Origin of the sequence: Pseudomonas sp. KCJK8993 (genome assembly GCF_046230915.1) — a bacterium.
Classification (GTDB): Bacteria; Pseudomonadota; Gammaproteobacteria; order Pseudomonadales; family Pseudomonadaceae; genus Aquipseudomonas; species Aquipseudomonas piscis.
In genome coordinates this window covers 40,992-57,254 of the sequence record NZ_JBJJLO010000032.1, presented here as the reverse complement: position 1 = coordinate 57,254, position 16,263 = coordinate 40,992, and the positions used below count along the sequence as shown (strand labels likewise).

The following is a 16,263-nucleotide window of genomic DNA, read 5'->3' as shown; positions in this document are numbered from 1 at the left end:
TCCTGTGGCTGGGGGGGGAACAAGGCGAACGGGTTCTTCGAGTTCGCCAGGGGCCGGGACGGCGAGTGCGTGGACTTGCTGGACGCAGCGCTGGAGGCCTGTCGCTTGCGCCTGCGGCCGATCGTCATGACGTCCCTGGCGTTCATCCTCGGCGTGGTGCCCCTGGCCATCGCCAGCGGCGCCAGCTCCGCCAGCCAGCAGGCGATCGGCACCGGGGTGATCGGCGGGATGATCACCGCGACCCTGGCGGTGATCTTCGTCCCGGTGTTCTTCGTGGTGGTGATGAAACTGGTCAAGCGCAGCTCGCGCTAACCGCTACCCGAGCGCGCAGCGGGCGCCAGCGGTGTACCGGGCCGATCGCGGTTCCACGGCCGCTACGCGCCCGGTCGCGGCCTCGCAGGTTCGGCAGCGGCTACAGATCGCGCAGGCGCGCCATGGCCAGCGCATCGACGTAGCGGCCGTCACGTACCGCGTAGTCGCGCAACTGGCCCTCGGTCTCGAAACCGAACTTGCGGTACAGGCCGATGGCCGCCAGGTTGTCGGCGTACACCGTCAGCTCGACCCGACGCAGGTTCATCCAGTTGTCCGCCACCTCCAGCACCGCCGCCAGCAGGCGGCTGCCGATGCCCTGGCCCTGCCAGGCCCGCGCCACCCCCATGCCAAAGCTCGCGCAATGGGAGCGCCGGACCCGCCCGATCTGCTCCAGGTTGCAATTGCCGATCACCACGCCCTGGTGCAGGGCCACCAGGGCCACCAGCCGCTCGTTGTCCAGCCCGAGGCGCTTGCGCCACAGCTCGCGGGACGGGTAAGGCATCTGCAGGGTCTGGCTGGCCACCGTCGGTTCACTGTAGAGCGCGGTCAAGCCATCGAGGTGAACCTCGCTGAAACGCTCGATGACGATGGTCGCGGGAGAACTGGGCATGGCGGGGCGTCCTTGTCGTTGGAGTGGCCATCGAGTGTAAAACGCCGGTCCCGGCCATGACGAGAATCTCCCTCAGGCAAACCAGTCCTCGCGCTCGGTGAAGGCATGCAGGATCAGGTCCACCAGTTGCTGGACCTCGGCCTCGTGCTGCACCTGGGCGTTCATCGCCAGCCAGGCGCGGCGCGGCATGCTTTCGCCGAACAGCCCGGGCAAGGCGGTCAGGCCCCGGTCGAAGCGGCTGATGTACCGCGGCAGCAAGCCGATGCAGGCGCTGCAGCGGATCATCTCCAGCATCAGCTCATAGGAATGCACGTGCACCACCCCGGCCAGCCGCGAATCCACCAGGCTGTTCCAGGGGCGGAAAGGTTCGATCTGCCGGTCGTGTTGCCACTGCACCAGCATGTAGTCGGCCAGGTCATCGACGCTGTCGGGACGCGCCGCGACCCGGGAGTAGCGCTTGGCGATGTGCGGCAGGTAGTCGATGCGCGCCAGGGGCATGGGTTCACGGATGGCGAAGCTGGGCCCCGGCAAGGGCGAGTCGGCGGCCCCCAGCCACAGCACCAGGTCAGCGCTCAGGGCCTGCAGCGACAGGTCGCTGTCGATGGAGATGATTTCCAGGCGCGCACTGGCGTTGCGCCGCAACAGGGCAATCAGGTCGCGCCCCAAGATGTCATGCAGGAGGGTCTCGGCCACCGCCAGGCGAATCAGCGGCTGCTCGATCACCGGCAGGCGCCGCTGGTGGGCCAGGGCGATCAACTGGGCCTGCAATTGCAGGCCTTCGCGGCTCAGGCTCAAGGCGTTGCCCTGGTAGCAGAACAACGCACGCCGCAGGTGCTCTTCCAGCAGGGCCAGTTGCTTGCGCAGCAAGGTGGCCTTGATGTTCAGGCTGCGGGCGGCCTGCATGAAGCAACCACAACGGGCGCTCACCAGGAAATACTGGGCGACCTGCGGATCGATCCCGGCCGCCAGGGCCAGCCAGGCTTCCCGGGGTTCCTGGGGAACACTGTAGGGAACAACGCCCTGGAGTGGAGCAGGTTCGAGAAATGACATCGGTGACTCCCTGTCTTGTTGAGTGTTGCGTCCTTGGCTTGCGCCGGTGTTGGCAGCAAGCAGGCCGTGACGGCACGCCCCACTTCCTGCCCTGCCCTGAAACCGCGTGGACCGGGCCACGACGCCCCGCGAGACGGCGCCAGCCCCTGGCCCCGCTCCACGCGGGCCGGTTACTGAGTCTTTTCCTCCAATGCCTGGTTGAGCGCCGCGCCATCGATACTCAGCGTCGCGGTGTTGAGCATGCCCTCCAGATAGGCCTTGGCGATCTGCTCCTGGCGCTGGGCCCGCAGGGCCTGGACCAGGCGCTCACGCACCTCGTCCAGGCTGGCGGTACGCGCCGGTTGCAGCTCGGTCAGCTTGAGCACATGGAAACCCGCCGCGCTCTGCACCACCTCCGATACCGCGCCGACCTTGAGCCGGGCCACGGCGTCGCGCACCTGGGGCACCAACTGCTGCAGGGGCTGCAAGCCCGAGTCGCCCCCGTGCCGGGCACTGTCCGGGTCCTGGGAATACTGCGCAGCCAGGGCGGCGAACTCATCGGGCGCGGCCTGGGCCTTCCTGGCGATCTCCTGGGCCTGGCGCCGCACCTGCTCCAGCGCCTGGGGCTCGGGCACCGCCAGGAAGACCTGGCTGACCCGATACAACGGCGGGGTCAGCCAGGCCGACTTGCCGCTGTCGTAGGCCTGTTGCAGTTCGGCGGCGCTGGGGTAATCCGCCGGCACCTGGCTGACCGACTGCATGTAGTCGCGAAAGACGATCTGCTCGGTGGCAGCGCGGGTTTGCTGCTCCACTTCCGGGCGTTGGCGCCAGCCCTGGGCATCGGCCTGCTCGAGCACCGCCTTCTGTGCCAGGCGCGAACGGATCCAGGTCTCCAGGGCCGGGCGATTGCCGCGCAGTTGAGCCCGGGCCTCCTCCGGCAGGCTGGCGAACAGCGCCTGGAGCTCCGCCACCGCCACCTGCTGGTTACCCAGGCGCGCCACCGCCGGGGTATTCGCCAGTTGCTGCTGCAGCGCCGCCGGGGCCGGCTGCTGGGCCGCCACCGGATCGCTGCCCGGACGCAAGGCCAGCCCCAGGGCCAGGCCCAGCAGGGTCAGCGCCCCGGCACCGACCACCAGGGTCGGCTTCTTCACAGGACCACCGCCTCTGCCGCGCCACTGGCCTGCGGCGTGCCGGCTGGCTCGACCTGGGCTTGGGCCTGCAGTTGGGCGGCCTGCTGGCTGTACTCACGCAGGTAGACGATGAACTCCTGGAGCAGGCGGTCCCACAACTCCAGCTGGCTGCGCAGGTGGGTATCGCTGACCCCAGCCACCACCACGTCCATTTCCATCACCAGGAATTCACCCTGCAACGACAGCCGGGCGAAGCGCCGCGAGGCGTTCCACAGCTCCGCCAGGCCGGCCGGCAACTCGCCTTGGACGCGCAACGCACAGCTGTAGGTGAAGTCCACGTAGTGCCCGGCCTCTGCCGCCGGGTTGCCGAAGCGCACGGCATAGCCGATGCCCTGGCTGGCGCTGAGCAACTGCACGATACCGTTCTGTTCGGTGTGGTTGACCCGGTAACCGGCGCCTTGCAGCAGGTCGGTCAGGCTGTCGGTGGTGACGCTGGTGATCAAGGTGGCTTGTGTCATGTCTGTTCTTCCCTGGTAATCAATGAGCGCTCGCCGCCCGTGGGGCGTCGAACTGAGTCTGGTACAGGTCATCGCCGAAACCCTGGGCCAGTTCCTCGAACTTGACCCTAGCACTACCTGCGAAAGGCTGGCGGATCTTGACCACCTCGGCCACGTCGATCTTCTCGTAGGCCGTGAGGATTTCCTTGGCGACGCCGTACATCCGTTGATTCTTGACTGCGCATTGCTGCACTTGTGTGTCACGTTCGTTCAATTGCGCCTGCAGCTTGACCCGCTCGGCCTCCTTGCCCCGGGCCAGCACCAGCAGCTCGTCGTAGGCTTTCTTGAACTTGCCCAGTTGCTCGCTGTTGGCGGCAGCCTGGGCCTGGGCCTGGCTCTGCAGGTTCTGCTGCTGGCCGGCCAGTTGCTCGGCCACGCCACGGCTCCTGGCCAGTTCGGCGGTGAGCTGCTTGACCTGGGCCAGGGCCTCCTTGGCCGCGTTTTCCGCCGCCAGCCGCGCGGCGGCGGCCTGGGCCTGCTCGCTCTGCAAGGCCTGCAACTGCTGGGTAGTGCTGCGCAACTGGGTGCGCAGGCGCTCTTCCATGCCTTCGGCGGCGGCGGGCGCGCTGGCCAGCGCGCCCCAGGCCAGCAACAGGCCCACGGCCCCTGCCCTCGTCCGGCTGTTCATAACCTTCCTCCCTGCGCTTAGAAGCGCGTATTGAGTTCAAGCTGCATGACGTCGACTTCATAACGCGGCCCGTAGACTTCCGAGGCGCTCATGTAGCGGGCCGTGGCATAGATGTTCTTGTCGATGCCGTAGTTGCCACCCAGGAAGTAGCCCTTGGCGTTGGTCCCGCCCAGGTGGAACGAAGAGTCGTTGAAGCCGTCGGGCAAGGCGTCGGGCTGGATGTACTTGTAGCCGGCCAGCAGGTTCCAGTCGCCGGCCTTCTTCATTTCCAGGGCATTACCCAGGGTGAACTGCAGCATCAGCGCATTGGCGCCGCTCTCGAACTCGCCATTGCGGTTGATGTTGTTGACGATCTGGCCTTCGCTGCGCTTGAGCATCTCGGCCTTGTCGTAGGCCAGGTTGCGGATGTAGTTGCCCTGGGTGCGCAGGCGCAGGTCATCCGGCAGCTCGGTATCCCAGGCCAGGTTCAGGTCCAGCACGTCGAACTTCGAGGCCAGGCCCACGTATTGCGGTTGCGGGGTCAGGCCGGGAGTGGCCGGGTTGGGCGCGATGTTGCGCAACAGGAACACGCTGTTGCCCTTCTGCATGAAGGCCACCCGCGAGCCGTCGGTATCGCAGCCCGGGGCGCCGGCCCAGGGCGTGCAAGGGCTGGAGCGCTGGCCTTCGATATCGTCGAAGCGGTAGTAGGCCAAGGCGCCCTTGAGGCTGTTGCTGCGGTTGATCTTCCAGTGGGCGCCGATCTGCCCGCCGAACAGCCACTTGGTGTCGCTTTCGTTCTTGTCGAAGCCGTTGCTGGTGGACGTGTCGTTGGTGTACTCCACCGGGAAGGCGCCGACCGTGCCGAACAGCCCCCAGTCGCTGTCGAGCTTGTGGTTGAAGATTGCCGCCACGCCGTCGAAGTTCAGGTCGTTGGAGTACAGCATGTCGGTGGAATAGAACGGGTTGGCGATCCGTCCGCCGGTCAGGGTCAGGTCCTGGGTGGCCTTCCAGGTCAGGTAGCCCTGGTCGAGCCAGATGTCCTTCTTGCCGAAGCCGCCGCCCAGGGTCTGGGTGGTGGACACCGGGTTGTTGTCCGAGCCGGTGCCGATGCGGATGCCCGCGGTCCATTCCGGCGAGATCACCGCCTTCATCCCCAGGCGCGCCCGCAGGCGGAACAGGTTGTCGCGGTCCTCGCGGGTATTGAGCAGCGGCGGCAGCTTGCTGTTGGTGTCCTTGTTGACGTCGTAGGGGCCGCTGTCGTTGAGCTTGGCGTAGTCGACGATCTCGTTGCTGTTGTTGTCGGCGAAGAACCGCGACTCGTTGCGCAGGCGAATGTCGCCATCGAAGGTGATGCGCGAGACCCAGTCCGGGAAGGTGTTGGGCTGGGCCCAGTTCTCCTGCTTGGCGGTGGCCATGACCTCGGCCTTGACCTGGTCGCGGATCTGGTCACGGACGATGGCCGGGACGTATTGCACCCGCACGTCCCCCGGCGCGGCCGCAGGTCCGCCGGCGGCCACCGCAGCCACCGCGGCGTTGGCCTGGCGAGCCTGCTGGGCCTCCTTCTCGGCCTGGGCGATCAGGCCGTCGGCCTGTTCCTGCTTCAGAACCCCCTGCTGCACCAACAAACGGATCAGGTTGATCGTGGCGTTCTCCGAAGGCGCGGCCGCCGCGGCCGTGGCCTGGCCGGCCAGGCCCAGGGCGACCATGCCGAGCGCCAGGGTCAATCGATTCAGGGTGGAAATCATCTGCACACAACTCCTGTAGAAACTGCAAAAGGGGTTCGATCAATTCGGGCGCCGGCCCTTGAGGGACAGGCGCACAGGCAAGGTCAGGGAAGCCGGCATGCGCTCCTTCAGGCGCGGCGTGGCCCGCAGCGCCGCCAGCACCTGTTCGTCGGTCTGGGCATCGCCGCTGGAGTGGGCCAGCAGCACCCGGGTGACCTGGCCGTCAGCACCCAGCCACAGGTCCACCTGCAGCGAATAGGCCTTCTTGCGCAGCTCCGGGTCCTCGCGCAGCGCGCGCTGGAAGGTCGCCGCCAGGTATTGCTTGTAGGTCCCGGTGCCCAGGCCGCCGCCACCGGAGCCGGCCATGCCGCCGCCCTTGCCGGCGCCGATGTTGAACGCGTCGCCGCCGGCCTGGGCGTCGCCATCGATCTGCATCGGGTTGGCCAGGTCGTCCGCCGGCGATGGCGGCGCCTCTTCCTCGGGCTTGACCTCCTCGGGAGTCGGCGTGGGTTCGGGCTCCGGCACCTTTTCCTCCACCGGTTCCGGCTCCTTGGGCTTTTCCGGCGGCGGTGGAGGTGGCGGTGGTGGCGGCGGCAACGGGATGATGGTCGGCACCTTCGGCGCTTCCCGGCGCACCCCGGCCATGTCGTTGGCCCACTGCCACAGCAGCCAGGCGGCGACGCCGGCCAGCAGCAGCCCGAGGCCCCACTTGAGCAGGCGTATGCTTTTCGGCTTTTGCTGAACCGGTGGCAGCTGGATAGGTTGTTGTGCGGTCATGACTCAGCCCTGGGGTTTGCCGGTGACCAGCCCGACCTGGGACAGCTCCAGGCGGCGCAACAGGTCGAGGACCTCGATCACCTTCTGGTACTGCACCGTGGCGTCGCCGCGGACGATGATCGGGAAGTCCGGGTTCTGCGCCTTCTCGATGCGCAGGCGCTCTTCCAGCTCGCCCAGGGTCACCGGGTAGGCATCGAGGAACACCTGGCCGCCGTCGTTCACCGAGATGGCCTTGGTCTTGGCCTGCGACAACGACACCGAGGCGCTGGCCTTGGGCAGGTGGATCTGGATGCCCGAGACCTGGGCGGTGGCGGTGAGGATGAACATCACCAGCACCACCATCAGCACGTCCACCAGGGGCGTGATGTTGATGCTGTCGACGGCGGCATCGTCTTCGTCGTCATGGGAGGCGTTCACGGAAGCCATGGCAGTTCTCCTCAGGCCGGGATCGATGCGTTGCTGTGGCTGACCCGCCAGTGGGCGTTCTCATGCTGCTGGCTCTCGCCGTGCAGCTCCGCCAGGCGGGTGATGAACTCGTCGACGAACACCCGCATGTCGGCCCCCACTTCCTTGTTGCGGGTGATCAGGCGGTTGTAGCCGAACAGTGCCGGGATCGCGACGAACAGGCCCATGGCGGTGGCCAGCAAGGCCGCGGCCATGCCCGGGGCGATGGCGTTGATGTTGACGTCGCCGGCCATGGCGGTGCCGAGGAACACCACCATGATCCCCAGCACCGTGCCCAACAGGCCGATGTAGGGACCGCCGGCGATGGCGTTGGACAGGGTCGAGAGCCTGGCGCTCAGCTGCTGGTTCTCGCGAGTGCGCACCCCGTCCATGGAGCAGCGGATGGCTTCGATGGTGGCCGCCGACACCGACGAGGTATCGGCGCCCTGCTCGCGGCGGGTGCGGATCTCCTTGACCGCCACCAGGTACAGGCGCCACAGCGAGGAGTGCTCCAGGCGCACGGCCAGGGCCTGGTCATCGGCGAACATCTCAAGACGGGTGCCGACCTTGGCGAACTGCTCGCGAAACAGCGTATTGGCGGCGCTGACCCGGCTGACCATGCGGTTCTTGCGCAGCATGATCACCCACGACTGGATCATCATCGCCACCAGCACCAGGATGATCACCCAGGCGTCCACCGGCACCGCCTTGAGCAAGAAGCCCAGGCTGCCGAAGCCGAAGCCCGACTGCTCTTCATCGACACCGTAGGCCACCAGTTTCGACTCGGCGCCCTGGGCGCTGGCATCGGCCAAAAGCAGCGCCGCGGGACGTGCCACCTTGGACAGGCGCAGCTCGTCCATGGCTCCGGTGAACGGCAGGAAATGGCTGGCCTCGGCCCCTGCCGCGGCCGGCAGGTCGGCGCCGATGGCCAGCGGCGAATTGAACGACGGGATGGCCTGGGCCAGGCTCGCGGTTTCCCGGCCATTGACGTACAGCGCCAGGCGGCTGCCCTCGCCGCTCAGGGCCAGGTGCTGCCATTGCCCCGGATTCAAGGGCTGGGTGGATACGGCGCGCTGGCCGTCCACTTCCACGAACGGCATGCCCTGGTTGACCCCGACCAGCAAGCTGCCGGCGCCTTCGCGCCGGGCCAGCAGCAGCTGTTCGCCACTGGCCTGGTCCAGGCGGACCCAGGCGCTGAAGGTGAAGGCGCCGCCGGCATTGTGCTGCAGCGAGGGGCTGGCCGGCAGCAGCAATGGCTGGCCACTGAACTGCAGGGCACGGCCGATCACGCCGTCGATACTCGCCCCGGTGGCACCCTGCGCGGTGTTGCCATAGGCGGTGGTGTCCTTGGCCGGGATGCCGTTGCCACCCTCGAAATGGTAGATGGCGGTGTAGCTGGGATCGAAAGTCAGCTGGCCGTTGGCGGTGGCCGGGGCCTTCTGGTTGCCGTAGTACATCCAGATGTCCTGGCGCTGGCCACCTTCGACCTTGGGCACGTCGACCCAGATCAGCGCCATGCCCATCAGGGGGTCGAAGCTCTCGATCTGGTGGTTGAGCACGGTCTTGTCATCGGCGGCGACGAAGCGCAGGTCGGAGCCGTCTTCCTTGACCCCGTCGAAGGTGAAGTTGCCGGTATGCAGGCGTACCAGCAGCGCGGTACGGCCCAGGGCCTCGTTGATGGCCGCCCCCTGGGGCGTGGTATCGACACTGATCTGCTTGCGGTAATGCCAGTCGTCCTGCCACCAGGCATGGGCCGTGGCCGGGAGCACGAAGCCCAGGCAGATCAACAGGCTCAGGAATAAGCGTTGCATGGAAGGGTTCTCCGTAAAAAGTCAGAACGTGGCTTGCACACTGAAGTGCAGGCGCGGGTCGTATTTCTGAGTGTTGGGGCCGTCCTTGAGGGGGTAGCCCCAGTCCAGGCTGCCGGACAGCCACTTGCTCAAGCTGGCGCGGGTGCCCAGGCCGACGCTGGCCAGGCTGTATTGGTCTTCCTGCTCGGGCAGTGGCTCATGCAGGCTCAGGCGCGCCCCTTCGGCGAAGGCGTAGAAGCGCCACTCCTGCACGTAGCTGCCGAGGAACTTGGCCAGGGACGGCGTGCGCAGTTCCTGGGAGAACAACCAACCTTCGTCGCCGGTGCGCTCGGCGGCCAGGTAGCCACGCACCGAGGTGGCGCCACCGGCGGAGTACTGTTCGTTGGAGACCAGCGGGCCCGAGGCCAGCTGGAACGCGGTCTTGGACGCCGATTGCCAGTCGTTGGCGAAGGTGTAGGTGAAGCTGGCGTCGCCCTTGAGCACCGAGAAGCTGGCGCTGGCTTCGTCACGCTTGTAGTGGAACTCGCGGGCGTCACTGCCATAACCGAAGAAACGCCGGGTACCGATCACCAGGTTCAGGCCCAGGCTCAATTGCGACTTCTCGCTGTAGCGGTAGCCGTTGTAGCCGAAGGTCAGCGGGGCGTACTTGAGCGGGATCTGGTCGCTGCTGCGGCCAAAGCGCATCTCTTCATCGAAGTCCTTGAAGTCCACGCCCGCCGACAGCGAGTTGGCCCAGTTGGCGCTGGCCGGCAAGGCATAGATCGCCGCGACCCCGTAGGAATGGCCCTTGCCCAGCACGTTGCTGCCGCCGATGGTGGCGATGTTGCTGTCGGACTGGTAGCCGGAGAACTGCAAGCTCCAGCGATCGCTCAGGGGAGCGGTATAGGAAGCGGACCAGACCTTGGCGTTGGAGGTGTCCTGGGGCGCAGTGAAGAAGGTCAGGGAAACGCTGTGGCCCAGTTGCCAGAGGTTGTCGTAGCCGACACTGGCCACGGTGCGCAGCTTCTCGGTATCGGCGCTGTAGTCGTTGTTCAGGCCGATGCTGGCGCGCCAGGGATTCTTGTCTTCCACCTGCAGGTCCACATCCATGGTTCCCGGCCGCTGGCCTTCGCGCACCAGGGGCATGACCTGGCGCCCAGCACCGCGATTGAGCCCCGCCAGCTGGTCCTGCACCGTGGCGAAGTCCGGCACCTGGCCCTCTTGCAGCGCCGGCACCTGCTCGCGGATCTCCACTGGCGAGTAGTGCTTGGCGCCCACCACGCGCACCCGGCCGACCCTGGTCTCGCTGACTTGCAGGTAGACGATGCCGTCCTCGACCTTCTGCTCCGGCAACTCGACATACACCGACTGGTAGCCGCGGGCCTGGTAGACCTTCTGCAGCGCATCGCGGGCGCCCTCGATGTCGCTCAGGGCCTTCTGCGGCCCGAGGAACGGATACACCGCCTCTTCGATGGCCCGGGCGTCGAGCACGGTATTGCCGCGCACGAAGTACTCGTTGACGTCCACCAGGCGCGCCGGGGCCTGGGCCTCCTGCGCAGGTTCGGCCGGCCCCTGGCCGCCCTCCTCGGCCTGCACCGCCGGCGCCAGCGCCAGCCATGCCAACCAGCCGCACAACGGCCACCAGCGCCCGCTACTGCCCGGTCGTCCTGATTTGCCCGAATACTCCACACCGCCCCCTAGAAGTCTGAAAATTGGCGCGCGCACGCGCATTGCCGTCGCCGTCTGCACAGCGTTTGGCCGATTCAATTGCTGGTGATCGAAGTGTTGTCGTGACGTGCCAGCCAGGTATGCAGCAGCGCGAAGTTCAGCGAGAACTCCGGCATCTGCAGCAAGGCTTTGCAGAACACTTCACCGATGATCTGGTGGATCAGGTGCACCGCCCGAGGGTTGTTCAACAGCGCGGCGATATCGCGGCTCAGGACACTGAAGCTCCAGACCTTCTGGTTCAGGCCCAGGCCGACGAACCAGCGGAACAGCAGGTTGTAGTTCAGCTGTTCGTAGAGCTGCTGTTCGCTGGGCACCGAGTACAAAAGCTGCAGCAACAGGATGTGCATCACCGTGCGTGGGGCGATGCACAGGCCGGCCTCGGCATTGAGGGTCTCGAACAACTCGGCATGGCGGTCCAACAGCTCTTCGATCTGCGGGCGCAGCAGCACCAGCGAATGCCCTGGCGGGATGTAGCTGGACACCTCCTTCAAGGCGCCCTGCCAGTCATCCTGGGAGACGATCCAGACCCACGGCGCCCCATAGCGATAGACCGAGACCGGCTTCTTGCGCGCCGCCTCGACGATCTTCGACAACCGCTGGTCCAGCTCCTGCATGCCCACTTTCGAGTAGCGTTCCATAGTCCCCATAGCCTCACTCCCGGCGTCCCGCCTCGGCTTAGAAAAGTGGCCTGGCGGCCCCCTCAAGCGCGTTACATACCCAAGACGTGCGTGGCGATGGGCTACCGAACTTTTGTCATAAAAGCTTCATTCACAAGCTGGGCAGCAGCCTGAAGCCGTCCGCCAGGTGGCGCGGTGGGTCGGGGGCCTGCGGCCGCTGCGCGGTGGGTCGCAGCCCCGTGTAGCCGCTGCCGCAGGCTGCGCATGACCGCGCAGCGGGCACCCTGGCAGTGGGTCAGGTGGGTCGAGGTTCCACGGCCCCTGCACGACCGGTCGCAGCCTCGCAGGCTCGACAGCGGCTACAGCCGTTTGCAAGCCCGGAGTGGTGGGTCAGGCGGAGCACAAAGGCAGGCACGAGCCACCACAACGCAGCCCAGGCGTTGATCGAAGGCTTCGAGTCACTGTTGGGGGAAAAAACATTCTGGCAAATGGCTTCACAAGAACAGCTCTGTCCGGCCATGCGGGAAATGCTCAATTATCACGGACACGGGCGCCTGGAGCCTCGACCTGCCTGACCTCGCCCGGCTGTTTGGCGAGCATACGCAGAGCGACGGAATGACCGTCTCGAGGCTGGCCGGTTTTGCCGGACCTGGACCTTGCAGGCTACGGGTTTGCCGATCAGTGTGTTTCGACCAGGCAGTGACGACAGGATCAATGGTCCATTCCGGCTAAATGCTGTATTACGTTGCCGACAACAGCGACCGGTAAGCCCCGCTGGAAAATCACCACGACCATCCATCCCCGCGCAGGAAACGGAACCACCCCATGAAGTTCATTTCGGCAGGCAAGCGCGTCGAGCCGCGGCGGGTCGGCTATCGGAGCCTGGGTTTCGGCGAAGCCACATCCCTGGAGACAACCCCCTTTGAGCTGCTGATAGCCCCTGGGGAGCTGGCCCAGGGCTTTATCCAATGCGCCGACGGGTTCATCAGCCAGTGCCGGGACGATGACCTGGCCCAGGGTTTTGCCGACATCGTGCACTTGCAGCGACTGGGCTACCCGAAGTTCGAAGACCTGCTGGCGAACCAGCCGCAGCTGGCAGCCGGGCTGATCAAGGACTACCTCTACTTCGACCTGCTGCATGCACTGTTCCCCAACACCAGCGCACTGGCGCTGGTCATCAACGAGATCGCCAGCGTCCTCGTCGCGAAGAGCACAGTGACCATCACCGGCCTGGCGTTTCCCGTCGATCACCGACACTCAGCGCACTGACCTGCCGGCGCGAACCTTAGCTGGTCGTTTGCAACAGGCGGGCCATGTCCAGCAGGTAGGCGGCCCGGGCCTGGCTGTCGAGATCTTCCAGGCTAGGCACCACCGGCAACAGCAGGCAGTAGTCCGCCAGGAACTGCGCATCCCCCCATGAACGAGCCCGAAGGCATCCGGCCAATCACCTGGTCATTGGCGCCCTGGCGGGCCAGTTCGACACGTTGCGAAATCAGCGACATTCATTGCCCCTTGATAGGGGGCCCGGCCTCGGCCACCAAGAAGCAAGTGCTCAAGCCTCGCTCGAAAGTGAGCGGTTCCATACCGGCAACCCCATGCTTCTACAGTGGCCTGGCACCGGCCTACGGCCTACACCGCACGCACGACGGTGTAGGTCAGCGTGGCCGAGAACAGCGCCAGGACGATGGCCGTGCCCCTGGAAAACAACGGGCCCGATACCCGGCCCAGGTATTGCGCGCGAATGCCGGCACCGAGGGAAACCCAGAGCAAGGCGATGGGTGCCAGCGCCAGGAAGAATGCGCCCAATGAAGGAACGAAACTCCCCACGTTGGCAAACGAAGTGGCCGGGAAAATCACGCTGGCAAAGATCAGCCCCTTGGGATTGAGCACGGTGGCGATCAGCAAGTGGCGCGGCCAATTGTCGAAGCGCTCGACCTGATGGGCGCCACGGGTCGAGGTCTTCCAGGTCTTCAGGGCCAGCGCCGCGATGTAGCAGGCACAGGCCAGCTTGATCAAGTGGATCAGCCACGGATGGTCCTGGGACAACAACGCCAGCCCCCAGCCCCAGGTACAGATCGAGACGGTGTAGCCGAGCATCTCGATCAGCACCAGGGGCAAGGAGCGCCACACACCGAACTTGAAGCCCGAAGCCAGCAGCAAGGTATTCGAGGGGCCTGGCACTATCAGTATCAGGGATGAGAACAGCGCGATCTTGTAGAGGTCGTCCATTGGTATGTTTTCCTATTCCGTCAGGAAAGTCGTTCTTGTTCGAGGAAATGCGGCTACTGCGTTGCCACCGGTCAGGTGGAGCGCCCACCCACGGATTTGTAGAGGCTGATCAGGTGCGTCCGGAGCTGGCTGTCGCTATCGACCAGGTCGCGCTGGGCCTCGAGCAGGGAACGCTGGGCATCGAGTTGGTCCAGGTAACTGGCATCCCCGGCGGCGTGCCTGGCACGGGTCCACTCGTAGGCGCGAGCCTTGCTGTCGTAGCTGTCCTTGAGGTGTGCCACACGCCGGTACTCGTTGTGGTAGCGGCTCAGGGCATCGTCCACCTCCTGCCATGCCGCCAGCACGGTCTGGTGAAACGCCACGGCCGCCTCCTGCTGTTCGAGCTTGCGCAGGACCACGGTCTTGCTGCGTCGCCCGCGGTCGAACAGCGGCAGGTCCAGGCGCGGCCCCACCGACCAGCTTCGGCTGCTCCAGTCGGCAAACTTGCCGCCTTTATAGGATTCGAAGCCGAAGTCGGCCCCCAGCATCACGCTGGGATAGAGTTCTGCCTCGGCTACTCCGATGCCGGCCGTGGCCTGGTGCAACCTGGCTTGCGCGGCGCGAATATCCGGACGCTCGCGAGCCAGCTCGGCCGGCAGCCCCAGCCGCAAATCCGGCAATGAGTTGCCAGGAGCCGGCCCGGGTGAGCCGGCCAGCAAAGCGTCCAGAGCACCGGGACGCTCGCCCAGCAATACGGCGATGCGGTTGGCCGCCTGGGTCTGTCGTGCCTTCCAGCCGGGTATCTGGGCGTTCAAATTTGCCAGTCGCGCCTCCTGGCGCTCCACCGCAAAACCGTCCTCCTCGCCTTCACGGGCCTGCACCGTCACCACTTGCAGGTGCTCGGCGAGGATCTTCGCTTCCTGCTCCAGCAGGCTGGTCTGGCGCTGCGCGGTACGCACCTCGATGTAGTTTCTCGCCAGTTCGCTGGAGACGCTGAGCAGTACATCGTCCAGGGTCGCGGCAGCGCTATCGACCTCGGCCTCGGCGGCTTCGCCAAGGCGCGACACCCGCCCCCAGATATCCAGCTCCCAGGAAACGTCGAACCCGGCCTGGTACAGGCTGTAGGGATCGGTCAGGGCCTTTTCCAGGGTCTGGCGGTCGCCGCCCAGGGCTTCGAGCATGCGATTGTTCGGGGCATACCGGCTTTGCCGATTCCTGGAGGCCGCGCCGGAGAAAGACACCTCGGGCGTCTCCAGGGATGCGACGATCTGGCGCTGCAACCGGACCTGGGCAAACCGCAGCAAGGCGGTATGCAGGTCCGGGTTGTCCTCCCGCACCCGGGCCTGCAGGCGGTCCAGGACCGGGTCGCCAAACACCTGCCACCAATTGCCGTGGCTGCCTTGGGCGGCGGTCACGGATGGCGCTCCAGGTGCTGCCGGCAACGCCGGTCCACTGTGCCAGTCCGTCCACCGATCAGGGCTTTGCACCTGGGGCGCCTTGAAGTCAGGACCGACGGTGCAGGCCGAGACAGCCATCAGCAGGGCCGCCGCCAGCCCATTGAGCAGATATGCAGAATGAATCGTTTTCATGACGTTCCTTATCCAGCCAATTCAAACCAATCGATTGCGAAACAGCCAGGCGGCCAGTGGCAGGGTCACCAGCGCCACGGCGAACATGGGCACCAGGTTCGCCGAGACATCGGCCAGGCTCGCCCCTTCCAGGTAGATCCTCCTGACCAGGTCGATGGCGAAGCGCAGCGGGTCGAGGTAAGTCAGCCATTGCAAGGCCTGGGGCATGCTATGCACCGGGGTGATCAGCCCGGACAGCAGGATCAGCGGCATCATCAACACGAAGGTGTACACCATGGCCTGCTGCATGTTGGCCGAGAGAGCAGATATGGACAGGCCGATCCCCACGCAGGCGCTGGTGAACACGAACAACCCCAGGTACAGGTCCAGCACGGAGCCGATCATGGGGATCTCGAACCAGAACAGCCCGACCAGCAGGATCAGGCTCGATTGCAGCAAGCCGATCAGCACCGAAGGCAACGCCTTGCCCAGCAAGATCACAAAGGGGGTGAGTGGCGTGACCAGCAGTTGGTCGAAGGTGCCTTGCTCACGTTCCCTGGCCACCGAGAGCGCCGCCAGCATCAGGGTCTGGATCATGCTCAAGGCGGCGATCAGGCCAGGCACGATGTTCCAGCGGGTCTGCAAGTTGGGGTTGAACCAGGCACGTGTTTCCAGGCGTACGGGAGCGTTGGCGGCCCCCAGGAACTGCTGGTTGAAATCACCCACCAGGTTGGCGATGTGCCCGGCCGCCATCCCGGCGGTCGTGGAGTTGCGCCCATCCAGCACCAGCTGCAGGCCGGCATTGTCCTGGCGCGCCAGGCGCTCGTCGAAGTCCACGGGGATGTGCAACACCAGCAGCGCCTCGCCACTATCGATGGCCGGGGCGATCTCGCCGACGCTGGTCAGCGTCGCCGCCCGGGCAAAGACCCCGGAAGCATCGAAACGCGCGATCAGTTCCCGCGAGGCACGCCCCTGGCTCTGGTCCAGCACCGCGTATGGCACGTAGTTCAGGTCGTAGGTCGCGCCATAACCGAAGAGCAGGGACTGGACGATCGCCGGAGCGATCAGGATCACCCGGTTGGCCGGGTCCTTGACGATGGCCAGGATCTCCTTCTGGATCAGGAACAACAGCTCGCGGAGGAAGTTCATCAGCTTGTCCATT

At 65.8% G+C, this 16,263-nt stretch carries 16 protein-coding genes and 1 pseudogene; 2 read left to right on the top strand and 15 right to left on the bottom strand.

Annotated elements, in window-relative coordinates:
* Positions 1–312, top strand: a 312-nt coding sequence (locus ACK6AU_RS13040; protein ID WP_409299548.1) for an efflux RND transporter permease subunit, incomplete at its 5' end; no start/stop codon positions are given.
* A gap of 100 nt (positions 313–412) precedes the next feature.
* Here ACK6AU_RS13040 and ACK6AU_RS13035 read toward each other — a convergent pair.
* The 11 genes from ACK6AU_RS13035 to ACK6AU_RS12985 form a co-directional block, all read right to left on the bottom strand.
* The gene (locus tag ACK6AU_RS13035) at positions 413–922 is read right to left on the bottom strand and encodes a GNAT family N-acetyltransferase (RefSeq protein WP_409299547.1); all 510 of its coding nucleotides are present in this window, start codon (positions 920–922) and stop codon (positions 413–415) included.
* Positions 923–994: 72 nt separating this feature from the next.
* Positions 995–1,972 carry a LysR family transcriptional regulator gene (locus tag ACK6AU_RS13030; protein WP_185698745.1) on the bottom strand — a complete coding sequence of 326 codons (978 nt, stop codon included), beginning with the start codon at positions 1,970–1,972 and terminating at the stop codon, positions 995–997.
* A 170-nt stretch (positions 1,973–2,142) separates the two neighbouring features.
* Complete coding sequence (locus tag ACK6AU_RS13025) at positions 2,143–3,102, bottom strand: peptidylprolyl isomerase (RefSeq protein WP_409299546.1); 960 nt, start codon at positions 3,100–3,102, stop codon at positions 2,143–2,145.
* Positions 3,099–3,599 (bottom strand): YbjN domain-containing protein, encoded by a 501-nt coding sequence (locus tag ACK6AU_RS13020; protein ID WP_185698743.1) that lies wholly within the window; start codon positions 3,597–3,599, stop codon positions 3,099–3,101. Before ACK6AU_RS13020 ends, ACK6AU_RS13025 begins: the two co-directional genes overlap by 4 nt.
* A gap of 19 nt (positions 3,600–3,618) precedes the next feature.
* The gene (locus ACK6AU_RS13015) at positions 3,619–4,266 is read right to left on the bottom strand and encodes a DNA repair protein (RefSeq protein ID WP_409299545.1); all 648 of its coding nucleotides are present in this window, start codon (positions 4,264–4,266) and stop codon (positions 3,619–3,621) included.
* Between the two features lie 17 nt (positions 4,267–4,283).
* Positions 4,284–5,990: a putative porin gene (locus tag ACK6AU_RS13010; RefSeq protein WP_185698741.1), complete on the bottom strand. Its 1,707-nt coding sequence runs from the start codon at positions 5,988–5,990 to the stop codon at positions 4,284–4,286.
* A gap of 39 nt (positions 5,991–6,029) precedes the next feature.
* A complete protein-coding gene (locus ACK6AU_RS13005) occupies positions 6,030–6,746 on the bottom strand; it encodes an energy transducer TonB (RefSeq protein WP_409299544.1) in 717 nt (238 codons plus the stop codon).
* Between the two features lie 3 nt (positions 6,747–6,749).
* Positions 6,750–7,172: a biopolymer transporter ExbD gene (locus ACK6AU_RS13000; protein ID WP_185698739.1), complete on the bottom strand. Its 423-nt coding sequence runs from the start codon at positions 7,170–7,172 to the stop codon at positions 6,750–6,752.
* Positions 7,173–7,183: 11 nt separating this feature from the next.
* Entirely contained in the window at positions 7,184–9,001 is a 1,818-nt protein-coding gene (locus tag ACK6AU_RS12995) for a DUF2341 domain-containing protein (RefSeq protein ID WP_185698738.1), read from the bottom strand.
* A 21-nt stretch (positions 9,002–9,022) separates the two neighbouring features.
* Positions 9,023–10,711, bottom strand: coding sequence for a ShlB/FhaC/HecB family hemolysin secretion/activation protein (locus ACK6AU_RS12990; protein ID WP_260497958.1), 1,689 nt, complete (start codon positions 10,709–10,711; stop codon positions 9,023–9,025).
* A 32-nt stretch (positions 10,712–10,743) separates the two neighbouring features.
* Positions 10,744–11,346 carry a transposase gene (locus tag ACK6AU_RS12985; RefSeq protein ID WP_409299549.1) on the bottom strand — a complete coding sequence of 201 codons (603 nt, stop codon included), beginning with the start codon at positions 11,344–11,346 and terminating at the stop codon, positions 10,744–10,746.
* An 804-nt stretch (positions 11,347–12,150) separates the two neighbouring features.
* Here ACK6AU_RS12985 and ACK6AU_RS12980 point away from each other — a divergent pair.
* Positions 12,151–12,594 carry a hypothetical protein gene (locus ACK6AU_RS12980; RefSeq protein ID WP_409299543.1) on the top strand — a complete coding sequence of 148 codons (444 nt, stop codon included), beginning with the start codon at positions 12,151–12,153 and terminating at the stop codon, positions 12,592–12,594.
* Between the two features lie 34 nt (positions 12,595–12,628).
* Here ACK6AU_RS12980 and ACK6AU_RS12975 read toward each other — a convergent pair.
* From ACK6AU_RS12975 to ACK6AU_RS12960, 4 genes and pseudogenes are all read right to left on the bottom strand, one after another.
* Positions 12,629–12,827: pseudogene (locus ACK6AU_RS12975) on the bottom strand (hypothetical protein); the annotation flags it as partial.
* A gap of 127 nt (positions 12,828–12,954) precedes the next feature.
* Complete coding sequence (locus ACK6AU_RS12970; protein WP_185698735.1) at positions 12,955–13,554, bottom strand: LysE family translocator; 600 nt, start codon at positions 13,552–13,554, stop codon at positions 12,955–12,957.
* Between the two features lie 71 nt (positions 13,555–13,625).
* Complete coding sequence (locus tag ACK6AU_RS12965; RefSeq protein WP_185698734.1) at positions 13,626–15,122, bottom strand: efflux transporter outer membrane subunit; 1,497 nt, start codon at positions 15,120–15,122, stop codon at positions 13,626–13,628.
* Positions 15,123–15,143: 21 nt separating this feature from the next.
* Positions 15,144–16,262 (bottom strand): ABC transporter permease, encoded by a 1,119-nt coding sequence (locus ACK6AU_RS12960; RefSeq protein ID WP_185698733.1) that lies wholly within the window; start codon positions 16,260–16,262, stop codon positions 15,144–15,146.
* Position 16,263 lies beyond the last annotated feature (1 nt).